This is a genomic window from Lutimaribacter degradans, from assembly GCF_023703375.1.
Taxonomy (GTDB): Bacteria; Pseudomonadota; Alphaproteobacteria; order Rhodobacterales; family Rhodobacteraceae; genus Lutimaribacter; species Lutimaribacter degradans.
Genome location: NZ_JAMQGO010000003.1, coordinates 183842 through 197830, shown reverse-complemented (window position 1 = coordinate 197830; position 13989 = coordinate 183842). Strand labels below are relative to the sequence as shown.

Sequence of the window (13989 nt, the reverse complement as noted above, 5' to 3'; positions counted from 1 at the left end):
AACAATGGCCATCACTTCTGCAAACCAGCTTGAGCTTCTGCAAACGGCCGAGGCCGTGGCCCGCGAAAAGATGATCGACCCCTCGCTGGTGATCGAGGCGATGGAAGAGTCGCTCGCGCGGGCGGCCAAGTCGCGCTATGGCAGCGAAATGGATATTCGCGTGTCGATCGACCGCAAGACCGGGCGCGCAACCTTTACCCGTGTGCGCACGGTGGTCGAGGACGAAGAGCTTGAGAACTACCAAGCGGAAATGACGGTCGACCAGGCGCGTCAATACATGGAGAACCCGCAGGTCGGCGATACCTATTCCGAAGAGATCCCGCCCGTCGACATGGGCCGGATCGCGGCCCAAAGCGGCAAGCAGGTGATCATTCAGAAAGTGCGCGAGGCCGAGCGCGACCGCCAGTTCGAAGAGTTCAAGGATCGCGTGGGCACCATCATCAACGGCGTCGTCAAGCGCGAAGAGTTCGGCAATGTCATCGTCGATGTCGGCCGGGGCGAAGCGATCCTGCGCCGCAACGAGAAAATCGGGCGCGAGGCGTATCGCAATGGTGATCGTATTCGCTGCTACATCAAGGATGTGCGCCGCGAAACGCGTGGCCCGCAGATCTTCCTGTCGCGCACGGCACCGGAATTCATGGCCGAGCTGTTCAAGATGGAGGTGCCTGAAATCTACGACGGTATCATCGAAATCAAGGCCGTGGCCCGCGACCCCGGTTCACGCGCGAAGATCGCGGTGATTTCCTATGATGGTAGCATCGACCCTGTCGGCGCTTGCGTTGGTATGCGCGGCAGCCGCGTGCAGGCCGTGGTGAACGAACTGCAGGGCGAAAAGATCGACATCATCCCCTGGAACGAGGATATGCCGACCTTCCTTGTGAACGCGCTGCAACCGGCCGAAGTGTCCAAGGTGGTTCTGGATGAAGATGCCGAGCGCATCGAGGTTGTCGTGCCCGACGATCAGCTTTCGCTGGCTATCGGTCGCCGTGGCCAGAACGTGCGCCTTGCCAGCCAGCTGACCGGGCTGGATATCGACATCATGACCGAAGCCGAGGAATCCGAGCGCCGCCAGAAGGAATTCGAGGTGCGCACCAAGCTGTTCATGGATACCTTGGACCTGGACGAGTTCTTTGCCCAGTTGCTGGTGGCCGAAGGCTTTACGAACCTCGAAGAAGTCGCCTATGTCGAACTGGACGAACTGCTGGTGATCGACGGCGTGGACCAAGATACCGCGAACGAATTGCAGGCACGTGCCCGCGACGTGCTGGAAGAGCAAGCGCGCGCCGCGATGGAACGTGCCCGCGAACTGGGGGTCGAAGACAGCCTGGTTGAGTTCGAGGGCCTGACGCCGCAGATGATCGTTGCGCTGGCCGAGGATGACGTCAAGACGCTGGAAGATTTCGCCACCTGCGCCGACTGGGAACTGGCCGGCGGCTGGACGACGGTGAATGGCGAGCGCGTCAAGGATGACGGCCTGTTGGAGCCTTTCGAGGTAAGCCTTGAAGAAGCCCAGGCAATGATCATGACGGCGCGCGTGCAACTGGGCTGGGTGGACCTGGCCGATCTTGAATCGGATGACGCCGAAGCCGGCGAGGCTGACGAGGACGAGGACGCCGATACCGAGGAGGCAAGGGCCTGACCCAGGTCTCGGGGGCGCACGCATGACGCGGGGCGGGAAAAAGAAAGCGTCGGTTGACGGCGCGGAACGCAAGTGCATCGTCACCGGTGAAACCGCGCCCAAGGCCGGGCTGATCCGGTTCGTCGTCGGGCCAGATGCCACCATCGTGCCCGACCTGGCCGAAAAGCTGCCCGGTCGGGGTATCTGGGTCAGCGCGGATCGCGCGGCCATTGACAAGGCGGCACGCAAGGGCCTTTTCTCGCGCGCTGCGCGGACCAAGGTGAACGCGCCCGACGATCTGGCCGAGCGCGTCGAGGCAATGCTGGCCCGGCGGGTTGTCGACCTGTTGGGTCTTGCCCGGAAAAGCGGCGGCGCCGTGGCCGGGTTCGAGAAGGTCAAGGATTGGCTGGCCAAGGACGAGGCCGAGGTGCTGATCCAGGCCAGTGACGGTTCGGGCCGGGGCAAGTCAAAGCTGTCGACGCCGCAGGGCGGGCGATTCATCGGTTGGTTGACGGCCGACGAGCTTGGATTGGCCTTTGGGCGACAAAACGTTATACACGTTGCGCTTGCCGCTGGTGGTTTGGCGCCACGTGTTGTAGAGGAAGCCGCAAGACTCAAGGGTCTGCGCCTCTTAGACGGCGGGGATTCTGCCGGAAAGGATAAAAGACGCACATGAGCGACAACGACGGAAAGAAGACTTTGGGTGTACGTGGCGGTCCCCGTGCGGGGAACGTGAAGCAGAGCTTTAGCCACGGTCGTACCAAGAACGTCGTGGTGGAGACCAAGCGCAAGCGCGTTGTGAAGCCCAAGTCGGGCGCCACGACAAAGCCATCTGGTGCGGCTGGCGGTCAGTCTCATGCCGGATCGAGCGCTGGCAAACGGCCTGCGGGAATTTCCGATGCCGAGATGGAACGCCGCCTGAAGGCGCTGCAGCAGGCCAAGGCGAAAGAAGCCGAAGACGCCGCAAAGCGCGAAGCCGAGGAAAAGGCCCGCGCCGAAGAGCGTGATCGCCGCCGCGCCGAGCAGGAACAGAAAGAGCGCGAACAGCGCGAAGCTGAAGAGCGCGCCCGCGCCAAGGCCGAGGAAGAAAATCGCGCGCGCCGCGCGGCAGAAGATGTTGCCAAGCGCGAGGCCGAAGCCCCCGCGCCGGCACCTGCCGAAGAAGCCGCGCGTGGCAAGCCCAAGGAAAAAGAGCCGCCGCGCAAGGTTGAACGCGAAGACCGCAACCGGAGCAAGATCAAGGGTGACGGCGGTCGCCGCGCGGGCAAGCTGACGCTGAACCAGGCGCTTTCGGGCGGCGAAGGTGGCCGCCAGAAATCGATGGCCGCGATGAAGCGCAAGCAAGAGCGCATGCGCCAAAAGGCCATGGGTGGCACGCAAGAGCGTGAAAAGGTCGTGCGCGACGTGCAGTTGCCGGAAACCATTGTTGTCAGCGAACTGGCCCACCGGATGGCCGAACGCTCGGCCGACGTGGTCAAGGAACTGATGAAGATGGGCATGATGGTCACGCAGAACCAGTCCATCGACGCGGATACTGCCGAACTGATCGTCGAGGAATTCGGCCATAGGGTTGTCCGCGTGTCGGACTCCGATGTCGAAGACGTGATCAAAGAGGTCGAGGACAAGGAAGAAGACCTGAAGTCGCGCCCGCCGGTCATCACGATCATGGGCCATGTCGACCACGGCAAGACATCGCTTCTTGATGCGATTCGCGACGCTAAGGTTACCGCCGGCGAGGCCGGAGGTATTACCCAGCATATTGGCGCCTACCAGGTCACGACCGAAAGCGGCTCGACCCTGTCGTTCCTCGACACGCCCGGCCACGCGGCCTTTACATCGATGCGGTCGCGCGGTGCGCATGTGACGGATATCGTTGTGCTGGTGGTTGCTGCCGACGATTCGGTCATGCCGCAGACAATCGAGGCGATCAACCACGCCAAGGCGGCGAAGGTGCCTATGATCGTCGCGATCAACAAATGCGACAAGCCGGCAGCCGACCCGGACAAGGTGCGCGCAGAACTGCTTCAGCATGAAGTTGTTGTCGAGGCGATGTCGGGCGATGTGCAGGATGTCGAAGTATCAGCCATTACCGGCAAGGGCCTGGACGAATTGCTTGAGGCGATTGCACTTCAGGCCGAGCTTCTTGAACTGAAGGCCAACCCCGATCGCGCCGCCGAGGGCGCCGTGATCGAGGCCCAGCTGGATGTGGGCCGTGGCCCGGTTGCCACGGTGCTGGTGCAAAAGGGCACCCTGCGCCAGGGCGACATTTTCGTGGTTGGTGAACAATGGGGCAAGGTGCGCGCCTTGATCAACGACCGCGGTGAGCGCGTGAAAGAGGCCGGGCCGTCCGTGCCTGTCGAGGTTCTGGGCCTGAACGGCACACCCGAGGCGGGTGATGTGCTGAACGTGGTCGACACCGAGGCGCAGGCCCGTGAAATCGCCGAGTATCGCGAACAGGCCGCCAAGGACAAACGTGCCGCGGCGGGTGCCGCAACCACGCTGGATCAGTTGCTTGCCAAGGCCAAGGAAGACGAAACCGTTACCGAGCTGCCCATTCTGGTCAAGGCAGATGTGCAGGGGTCGGCCGAAGCCATCGTTCAGGCGATGGACAAGATCGGCAACGACGAGGTGCGCGTGCGTGTTCTGCACTCCGGTGTCGGTGCGATCACCGAAACCGATGTGGGCCTTGCCGAAGCTTCGGGTGCGCCGATTCTCGGCTTCAATGTGCGGGCCAATGCCTCGGCACGGAACACGGCGAACCAGAAGGGCGTGGAACTTCGCTATTACAGCGTGATTTACGACCTTGTCGACGATGTGAAAGCTGCGGCCAGCGGCCTGCTGTCGGCAGAGATCCGTGAAAAGTTCATCGGCTATGCCCAGATCAAGGAAGTGTTCAAGGTTACGGGCGTGGGCAAGGTGGCCGGTTGCCTGGTTACCGAAGGCATCGCGCGCCGCAGCGCCGGTGTGCGCTTGCTGCGCGATGATGTCGTGATCCACGAGGGCACCTTGAAAACGCTCAAGCGTTTCAAGGACGAGGTACCCGAGGTTCAGTCGGGCCAGGAATGTGGTATGGCCTTCGAGAATTATGACGATGTTCGCCCGGGCGATGTCATCGAGATTTTCGAGCGTGAGGAAGTGACCAGAACGCTGTAAATGCACCCGAAAAGGGAAAAAGAAGGGCTGCCATTGGGCGGCCCTTTTTGTTTTGGCTGATGTCGATCAGGCGGCTTTCGGTTTTACCGGGGTGCCCGCGTATTCCTTGTCATCAACACGGATGACCACCTTGCCGTTTGGCAGTTTACGAACAAGCAGCCCCTGAATCGAAGCGTAATTTCCGATCGTGATGGTGTGCAGCATGCCTTTTCTCCTGATAGGGAAGGTAAGGTATAGGCTGTCAGAAAATAATCAATTTCTTAATTTTCTCTTACGCAACAAGATTACGTGACTTACACCCAGTCACGCAGGATCGGAATCAGCGGCAAGTCGGCCGGTGGCATCGGGTAGTCACGCAACTCGCGAGAATATGCCCAGGACAGGCTTTGCCCTTCTTTCGGTTGCGGAATCCCATCCCATTTCCGGCACGCATAGAGCGGCATCAGCAAGTGAAAGTCATCATAGCCGTGGCTTGCAAAGGTCAGTGGCGCGAGGCAGCTGTTCCAGGTCTCGATCCCCAGTTCCTCGTGCAATTCGCGCACAAGGGCCGATTCAGGGGTTTCGCCGGGCTCAACCTTACCGCCCGGAAACTCCCACAAGCCAGCCATTGATTTGCCCTCGGGGCGTTGCGCCAGCAGGATGCGACCATCGCGATCAATCAGTGCAACGGCGGCGACAAGCACGATTTTCATGACCGGTAATCCGCGTTGATCGAAATATATCCATGCGTCAGGTCACAGGTCCAAACGGTGGCGCTGCCCGTGCCCAAACCCAGATCGACCGCGATAACGAGTTCAGCGTTTGTCATGTAATCGGCTCCGGCCTCTTCGGAATAGCTGGGTGCGACCCAACCGTTTTCCGCCACCAGGATATCGCCGAACCGTATGGTCAGCCGGTCACGGTCGGCGGCGGCGCCTGATTTTCCGATGGCCATGACAATACGACCCCAGTTCGGGTCTTCGCCGGCGAGCGCCGTCTTGACCAGCGGGGAATTGGCAATGGAAAGGGCATGGGTACGCGCATCTTCATCGGTGGCAGCGCCTGAAACGGCAACTTCGACGAACTTCGTCGCGCCTTCGCCATCGCGCACGACCTGGTGGGCCAAATCCAGCATGATGTCGTGCAAGGCGGTCTCGAATTCCGGCGCATCATCGACCGTCACGCCCGAGGCCCCGGTTGCCGCGCAAAGCAGCGTGTCGGATGTCGAGGTGTCGCTATCCACGGTGATGCAGTTGAACGTCTTGTCCGTCAGCCGCGCCAGCATGGCTTGCAATGCAGGTTGCGCAATGGCGGCATCGGTGAAGATATAGACCAGCATCGTCGCCATATCAGGTGCGATCATCCCAGACCCTTTGGCGATGCCGGCAATACCCACCTTTTGGCCGTCGATACTAAGCGTGCGGCCTGCGCCTTTGGGAAAGGTATCGGTTGTCATTATGGCGCGGGCGGCATCCTCGATCTGACCGGGGGCCAGGCTCTCTGACAATTCGCCCAGCTTGGCGACGATGCGATCATGCGGCAATGGTTCGCCGATGACGCCGGTTGATGCGGTGAACACGCGCGCCACCGGCACGCCGGTGGCCTTTGCCACGGCCTGAGTGATGGCCTGAACTGATTCCACCCCGCGCCCGCCGGTGAAGGCGTTTGAATTGCCCGAATTCACCACAATCGCGGCGCCCTCATCAGTGGCACCGCCGATCTTTTCCTGGCAATCCAGCACCGGGGCCGAACGCGTGGCCGAGCGCGTGAAAACACCGGCAATCGCGGTGCCCGGCGCAAGTCGCGCCAACATCACGTCTGTCCGACCCTGGTATTTCACCCCGGCCGCCACGGTGGCGATTTCAACGCCACCAATGGCAGGAGGCTCGGGGAAACTGGCCGGAGCCAGCGGCGAAACGGCCAGTGCCTTGCCCATCTGTTACTTCTCCAACAGGTCGATATTTGACAGAAGCGATTTGTCGATACCTTCGACCGCGCGTTCGACAGTGGCGGCGTCGGTCAGTTCTTGTACGCGAGCTTCGACAATCTGTTGCTGCAGCTGCATTTCCAACTCTTCCCGGACCTCTTCAAGTGGAGGCACATCTTTCAGGCGGGTTTCGTTCAGCCGGATCACATGCCAGCCAAACTGGGTCTGCACCGGGTCGGAAATGCCTTCGGCGTCAAGCTGGTTCACCGCCTCTTCGAAGGGGGGCACCATCATGCCGGCACTGAACCAACCCAGTTCGCCGCCATTGGGGCCGGACGGTCCGGTGGAGTGATCCCGGGCCAGCTGGGCAAAATCATCGCCGCCACGGGCACGGTCGACCAGCGCGGCAGCCTCCTCCTCGGATTCGACGAGGATGTGGCTGGCGTTCCATTCGCGGCTGGGCTCGGCATTGGCATACTGGGCTTCATAGGCTTCTTGCAGAGCCGCATCGGTCATGGCGCCGGCAAGCAGGTCGTCGACGGCCTCGGCGGCAAGAAGCTGCCGCTTTTCGTTCTCGACCGCCATTTCGACGCGGCGCGGCGTATCGTCGAGCGTTTCCGCCAGCACGCTTTGTTGCACAAGCTGGTTGAGAATCCCGTCAAACAACACCTCGTCGGGCAGTTGGTTATAATCCTGCGGCAGGTTCGCGCGCACCAGGATCATATGGCCCAGGGTGATGTCCTTTCCGTTCACCGTGGCCACCACGGTTTCGGATGTCGGCGTATCCTCGGCCAACGCGGGCAGGGGCAGGCACAGCGCCAAAGCGGTTGCGGCAGCAAATGTGAGACGTTTTGACATAAGAACAGTTCCTTTCATGGGCACCAATGGCCCCTGACGTTGACACTTTACCAGCCGCCCCTTACGTAGCCTTGTGGCCGGTTTGGCTGTTATTTCCCGCCCGTTCTAGGCGGTGTGGAAACAGCGGGCAAGCGAATGGCCCGCACTATTTTGTCAATGACCGGAACGGATGGATCATGCTGGGATTCGGAACTCTCACCCGAAAGGTGTTCGGCACCCCGAACGACCGCAAGATCAAGGCTACGCGCCCCCTGATTGAAAAGATCAATGCGCTGGAGCCCGAGTTCGAAAAACTCAGCGACGCGGGCCTGATCGAGAAGACGGAAGAGTTCCGCAAGCGCGTGGCAGAGGGCGAGGCGCTGGATGCCATCCTGCCCGAGGCGTTTGCCAATTGCCGCGAAGGCGCCAAGCGGGCCTTGGGCCTGCGGGCCTTTGACGTGCAGCTGATGGGCGGGATTTTCCTGCACCAGGGCAACATCGCCGAAATGAAGACGGGTGAGGGCAAAACGCTGGTCGCCACCTTGCCGGCCTACCTGAACGCGCTTGGTGGCAAGGGCGTGCATATCGTTACCGTGAACGATTATCTTGCCCGACGCGACGCTGATTGGATGAGCAAGGTTTATTCGGCGCTTGGCATGACAACCGGCGTGGTAGTGCCGCAGCAGCCCGATGACGAAAAGCGCGAGGCCTACGCTGCCGACATCACCTATGCCACGAACAACGAACTCGGGTTCGATTATCTGCGTGACAACATGAAGGCCGAGCTGTCGGACATGGCGCAGCGCGGGCACAACTTTGCCATCGTGGACGAGGTCGACAGCATTTTGATCGATGAGGCGCGTACGCCGCTGATCATCTCGGGCCCGTCGCAAGACCGTAGCGACCTGTATGTGACGATTGACCGATTCATCCCCGAAATCCAGGACTCGCATTTCACACTGGATGAAAAGCAGAAAAACGTGACCTTCACCGACGAGGGCAACGAGTGGCTTGAGGAGCAGTTGCACGCGCGCGGTATCCTGCCCGAGGATCAATCGCTTTATGACCCCGAAAGCACGACGATCGTGCACCACATCAACCAGGCATTGCGCGCGCACAAGCTTTTCCAGCGGGACAAGGATTACATCGTGCGCCCTGCCACCGGCCCGGGGGCGCAGGGCGAGAACGAGGTTGTACTGGTTGACGAGTTTACCGGCCGCATGATGGCGGGGCGGCGCTTGTCGGACGGGTTGCACCAGGCCATCGAGGCAAAGGAGGGCTGCCCCATCCAGCCCGAGAACGTGACGTTGGCGCAGGTGACGTTCCAGAACTATTTCCGCCTTTACGACAAGTTGGCCGGCATGACCGGCACCGCTGTCACAGAGGCCGAGGAATTCCAGACGATCTATGGCCTTGGCGTGGTCGAAGTGCCTACGAACAGGCCGATTGCCCGTAAAGACGACGACGATGCCGTGTATCGCACCGCCGACGAAAAATTCGCCGCTATCGTGGAAACCATCAAGGAGGCCAGCGAGAAGGGTCAGCCGACCCTTGTGGGCACCACGAGCATCGAAAAATCGGAATATCTGTCGCAGCTTCTGACGCAGGCCGGGATCAAGCACAATGTTCTGAACGCGCGCCAGCATGACAAGGAGGCCCAGATCATCGCCGATGCCGGGCGCCTTGGCGCGGTGACCATCGCCACGAACATGGCGGGCCGTGGTACGGACATCAAGCTGGGCGGCAACGTCGATTTCCAGATCATGGAAGCGATCGAGGCCAACCCCGATGCCGACCCCGAGGAAATTCGCAAGAAGATCGAGGCCGAGCACGACGCCGACGAGCAAAAGGTGAAAGAGGCCGGCGGCCTTTTCGTCCTGGCCACCGAGCGCCACGAAAGCCGCCGCATCGATAACCAGCTGCGCGGCCGGTCAGGCCGTCAGGGCGACCCGGGGCGCAGTGCCTTTTTCCTGTCGCTGGAAGACGACCTGATGCGCATTTTCGGCTCGGAGCGGCTGGACAAGGTGTTGTCGAGCCTGGGCATGAAAGAAGGCGAGGCCATCGTGCACCCATGGGTGAACAAATCGCTGGAGCGCGCGCAGGCCAAGGTCGAAGGGCGAAATTTCGATATACGCAAGCAGTTGCTGAAATTCGACGACGTCATGAATGAGCAGCGCAAGGTGATCTTTGCCCAACGCCGCGAGATCATGGAGGCGAAAGACCTTTCGGAAATCGTGGCGGACATGCGCCACGAGGTGATCGCAGACCTGGTCGAGCAATACATGCCGCCCAAGACCTATGCCGACCAATGGGATACCGAGGGGCTTTATGCGGCCTGTATCGAATACCTTGGCATCGACGTGCCGGTGATTGACTGGGCCAACGAGGAAGGCGTGGACGATGATGACATTGCCGAGCGTCTGGAAGAGGCCAGCGACAAGCTGATGGCCGAAAAGGCCGAGGCATTCGGCGCCGACACCATGCGCCAGATCGAAAAGCAGATCCTGCTGCAAACCATTGATGGCAAGTGGCGTGAACACCTGTTGACGCTAGAGCATCTGCGCTCGGTCGTGGGCTTCCGTGGCTATGCGCAGCGCGATCCGCTGAACGAATACAAGTCGGAAAGTTTCCATTTGTTCGAGACCATGCTGGATAGCCTGCGCACCGAAGTGACGCAGAAGCTGTCACAGATCAGGCCGCTGACCGAACAGGAACAGCAAGCCATGGTGCAAGAGCTTGCTGCCCAGCAAGCCGCGCAACAGGCTGCCCTGGATCAGGCCACTGCCGAGTCCGAGGCCCGCACGGTGGCCGAATTGGAGGGTGGTTTTGATGAAAACGACCCGTCCACTTGGGGAAATCCGGGCCGAAACGAAGTCTGCCCCTGCGGTTCGGGTAAGAAATTCAAACATTGCCATGGTCGCGTCGTCTAAGCGCCGCGACGAGATTGTTACTGCCGAAACGTCAGACAAACACCTGATGCGCGCCACATCGGCGCCGTTTTCACCGCGCATACAAATCCTTGAACCAGTCGGTTTTTGGAGGTCGGTATGTTTGATCCGAAACGGTATATCATGGCCGGGGGCACGGTGATCGTGGCGCTTGGCATCGGGGTTGTAATGCAGCGGTCGCCGCAGCCCGTGCCGGACACATCTGCGCAAACCGCATCGCTTGATACGCGCAGCGATGCCGCTGTGGACACACCTGTTCCCATGTCCGGCAAGGCCCCCGAGCAGCCGAAGCTAGAGGTCAGCGACGTGTCTTTCATCTCGGCCCCGGATAAACCGATGGCCGTCGAAACAGAGATGTCACAAGCCCCGGCCCCAATTGAAATAGCCGCGCTGGACGCCAAGGCGCCCGCGACGGAGTCACCCCCCGCTGTGCCCCTGTCTGAGGTCGAGGCGTGCGAGCCGGTGATGACGGCAACGCCGGCACCCGCTGGCATGGTTGACCTGGCTGTCAGTGCGAGCTGTATGCCTGACGCGCGCATGACATTGCATCATAACGGCATGATGATATCGGTCCTGACGGATGACGAGGGCAATGTGCAATTGCGTGCGCCGGCCTTGGCGTCCGATGCGCTGTACATCGCATCGTTCGAGAATGGCGCGGGTGCCGTGGCGCGCGCCAACCTCGATGATCTGGATGCCTATCAGCGCGTCGTGTTGCAATGGCGTGGCGATGCCGGTTTCCAGGTACATGCCCTTGAATACGGTGCCGACTATGGCGATGCGGGGCATGTCTGGCGCGACGCCCCGGGTGACATCGGGCAAATACTTGAAGGGCAAGGTGGTTACCTGACCACGCTTGGTGACCCCGATCTTCCCGATGGGCTGCGGGCCGAGGTTTACACCTTTCCGGTTGGAGCCGCGCGGGACGGTGATGTCATTCTGAGCGCCGAAGCCGTGGTGTCTGAGGGCAATTGCAACCGGGATATCGAAGGCCAAGCGATCGAACTTGGGGTCGGAGGCACGCTGAAAGTTCAGGATCTGATGCTGACCGTGCCATCCTGCGATGTATCGGGTGACATTCTGTTGTTGAAAAACCTGTTCCAAGACCTGAAAATCGCCCGCAACTAGAACAACAGCGTCAGGGGCGCATTTCCTTCATGAAATACTGTCGTGCGGCGTTTTGCGCCGCACTTTTCCTTGCCTTGGGGGCATTCACGGCGCTGGCACAAGACGTCACCCTGACGTCGCGCGACGGGTCGGTTGAAATCAACGGCACATTGTTGGGGTTCGACGGTGAGTTCTACCGGGTCGAAACCATTTACGGTGAACTTACCGTAGATGGCTCGGGCGTTCTGTGCGAAGGCCCCGGTTGCCCCAATCTTACAGCCTTTGTGGCCGAATTGCGGATGTCGGGCGCCGATACGATGGGTTCGGTTCTGATGCCCGCCCTGGTCGAGGCATTTGCCCTGCGCAATGGCCTGTCGGCCACGCGCCAGGCGGGTGAGGGCGCGCGGTTCACCTATCTGCTGCGCAATCGCGAGACAGGCGAGTTGATGGGCCGGTTTCACATCCATGCAACCAATACCGACGAAGGTTTCGCCGACTTGCTGGTGAATGACGCTGATATCGTGATGTCGCTGCGCGAGATACGCGATGCAGAGGCGGAACGCGCGCAAGAGGCTGGCATGGGCAACCTGCGCGGGCCCAGGCGCGCGCGCGTGCTGGCGCTGGATGCCCTGGTGCCTATCGTGTCCCAGGACAACCCGGTGGCCGACATCACGACAACCGATCTGGCGCACGCCTTCTCGGGCCAGATTGACAATTGGCGTGACCTTGGCGGGCCGGATGCGCCGATAACCCTTCACCTTCGCGACGGGCGCTCGGGCCTTGGTCAGGCCGTGGTTGACCGGCTTTTGAACCCGGCCCGCGCCGAGCTTGCACCCGGGGTCGAGCGGCATGACTCGAACGATGCGCTGGCCAGGGCGGTGGCCGATGACCCTTTTGGGCTAGGGCTGGCGTCGGCCGCATCGCTGGGTCTGACCAAGCAACTGGCATTGTCAGGGGCCTGCGGCTTTACCCTGCGGGCCGAACGGCGCAACGTGAAGACCGAGGATTACCCGCTGACAGCGCCGCTTTTCCTGTATCTGCCCGCACGACGATTGCCGAAACTGGCGCGCGAATTCCTGACTTACCTGCGTGGTCCGCAAGCGCAGTTGGTTATACGGCGTGCCGGGTTTGTCGATCAGACCCCCGAGGAAATACCTGTTGATGCCCAAGGCAACCGGTTTGCAAACGCGATTTCCCAAGCCGGCGAGGAAATAGGGCTGGAAGAGTTGCAGCGCATGGTCAGTGTCTTGTCACCCATGCGGCGATTGACCACGACGTTCCGGTTCGAGCAAGGTTCAACCCGGCTGGATGCGCAATCCAGGTCGAACGTCGAGCAGTTGGCCCGCGCGCTGGAGGCGGGCACATATGACACGCGCGAGTTGTTGTTTGTTGGTTTTTCCGATGGCGAAGGGTCGGCCCGGATCAACCGCGAAATTTCTGTGCGGCGGGCCGAGGCGGTGCGCCGCGCGGTTCAGATTGCGGCCGAGACGGCGAACCTTTCACGGATCGGGCTGGAGGTTGACGCGTTTGGCGAGGCGATGCCGATGGCTTGCGATGACAGTGCGTGGGGCCGACTGGTCAACCGGCGGGTCGAGGTCTGGGTGCGCTAAAGCAGCCCTTGCTCTCGAAAGCTGAGCTCGCGTGACTTACCGATGATCAGGTGGTCGTGCAGCGTGATCGACAGCGCTTGCGCGGCGTTCTCGATCTGCCGGGTCATCGCGATATCCGCCTGGGATGGGGTTGGGTCGCCCGACGGGTGATTGTGAACCAGGATCAATGCGCTGGCGTTCAGCTCCAATGCGCGTTTCACAACTTCGCGCGGGTAGACGGGCACATGATCGACCGTGCCGCTTGCCTGGGCTTCATCCGCGATCAGCACGTTCTTGCGATCAAGGAAAAGCACCCGAAACTGTTCGGTATCACGGTGCGCCATGGTGGTATGGCAATAGTCCAACAACTGGTTCCAGCTGCTGACAACGTGGCGCTGCATCACGCGGGCGCGTGACAGGCGCTGAGCCGCGGCCTCGATGATCTTCAACTCGCAAATGACCGAAGGGCCGATGCCCTTGATCTCGGAAAGACGGGTTGCAGGGGCGGTGACGACACCGTTGAAGTCGCCAAAGCTGTCAAGCAATTCACGGGCCAAGGGTTTCACATCCTGCCGTGGAATGGCCCGGAACAAAACAAGTTCCAGCAATTCGTAGTCGGGCATGGCCTGCGCACCGCCGTCCATGAACCGTGCGCGCAATCGCTTGCGATGATCGGCGATATACGAGGGCAGACGCCCCGAGGGCAGGGGCGCCTGTCCAGCGGCCTCGTCCGTGTTGAACAGCGGCAAGGGCATTTCACCAAGGGCATTGCGTGGCTGCGTCATGGCGGTAGAATGTGCCCGCCTTGATGAACGGTTGGTTAATGCACAA

Annotated in this window: 11 protein-coding genes; 6 read left to right on the top strand and 5 right to left on the bottom strand. The window is 61.0% G+C overall.

The window, feature by feature from the left end:
• Positions 1-4: 4 nt before the first annotated feature.
• Genes nusA through infB form a run of 3 tightly spaced genes read left to right on the top strand, consistent with a single transcriptional unit; the run spans position 5 to position 4771 of the window.
• Positions 5-1639: a transcription termination factor NusA gene (gene nusA, locus M8744_RS07250; RefSeq protein WP_251411709.1), complete on the top strand. Its 1635-nt coding sequence runs from the start codon at positions 5-7 to the stop codon at positions 1637-1639.
• Between the two features lie 22 nt (positions 1640-1661).
• Positions 1662-2294, top strand: a complete 633-nt coding sequence (locus M8744_RS07245; protein ID WP_251411706.1) for an RNA-binding protein — start codon at positions 1662-1664, stop codon at positions 2292-2294.
• Complete coding sequence (gene infB, locus M8744_RS07240) at positions 2291-4771, top strand: translation initiation factor IF-2 (RefSeq protein ID WP_251411703.1); 2481 nt, start codon at positions 2291-2293, stop codon at positions 4769-4771. The genes M8744_RS07245 and infB overlap by 4 nt, the downstream gene beginning before the upstream one ends.
• 66 nt (positions 4772-4837) lie before the next feature.
• On the opposite strand, the gene M8744_RS07235 is transcribed toward infB, so the two are convergent.
• The 4 genes from M8744_RS07235 to M8744_RS07220 form a co-directional block, all read right to left on the bottom strand.
• The gene (locus M8744_RS07235) at positions 4838-4975 is read right to left on the bottom strand and encodes a hypothetical protein (protein ID WP_251411701.1); all 138 of its coding nucleotides are present in this window, start codon (positions 4973-4975) and stop codon (positions 4838-4840) included.
• An 89-nt stretch (positions 4976-5064) separates the two neighbouring features.
• The gene (gene mutT / locus M8744_RS07230; RefSeq protein ID WP_251411698.1) at positions 5065-5463 is read right to left on the bottom strand and encodes an 8-oxo-dGTP diphosphatase MutT; all 399 of its coding nucleotides are present in this window, start codon (positions 5461-5463) and stop codon (positions 5065-5067) included.
• The gene (gene argJ / locus M8744_RS07225) at positions 5460-6686 is read right to left on the bottom strand and encodes a bifunctional glutamate N-acetyltransferase/amino-acid acetyltransferase ArgJ (protein WP_251411695.1); all 1227 of its coding nucleotides are present in this window, start codon (positions 6684-6686) and stop codon (positions 5460-5462) included. The genes mutT and argJ overlap by 4 nt, the downstream gene beginning before the upstream one ends.
• 3 nt (positions 6687-6689) lie before the next feature.
• A complete protein-coding gene (locus M8744_RS07220) occupies positions 6690-7535 on the bottom strand; it encodes a peptidylprolyl isomerase (RefSeq protein ID WP_251411692.1) in 846 nt (281 codons plus the stop codon).
• 176 nt (positions 7536-7711) lie between these two features.
• Between M8744_RS07220 and secA the strand changes: the two genes are divergently transcribed.
• The 3 genes from secA to M8744_RS07205 all read left to right on the top strand — a co-directional run bounded on the left by secA (position 7712) and on the right by M8744_RS07205 (position 13179).
• Positions 7712-10444 carry a preprotein translocase subunit SecA gene (gene secA, locus M8744_RS07215; protein WP_251411689.1) on the top strand — a complete coding sequence of 911 codons (2733 nt, stop codon included), beginning with the start codon at positions 7712-7714 and terminating at the stop codon, positions 10442-10444.
• Positions 10445-10561: 117 nt separating this feature from the next.
• Positions 10562-11590 carry a hypothetical protein gene (locus M8744_RS07210; protein WP_251411686.1) on the top strand — a complete coding sequence of 343 codons (1029 nt, stop codon included), beginning with the start codon at positions 10562-10564 and terminating at the stop codon, positions 11588-11590.
• Positions 11591-11619: 29 nt separating this feature from the next.
• Complete coding sequence (locus M8744_RS07205; protein ID WP_251411683.1) at positions 11620-13179, top strand: substrate-binding domain-containing protein; 1560 nt, start codon at positions 11620-11622, stop codon at positions 13177-13179.
• On the opposite strand, the gene radC is transcribed toward M8744_RS07205, so the two are convergent.
• On the bottom strand, positions 13176-13943 hold the full coding sequence (radC, locus tag M8744_RS07200; RefSeq protein WP_251411680.1) for a RadC family protein: 768 nt from the start codon (positions 13941-13943) through the stop codon (positions 13176-13178). The genes M8744_RS07205 and radC overlap by 4 nt on opposite strands.
• Positions 13944-13989: the final 46 nt, after the last annotated feature.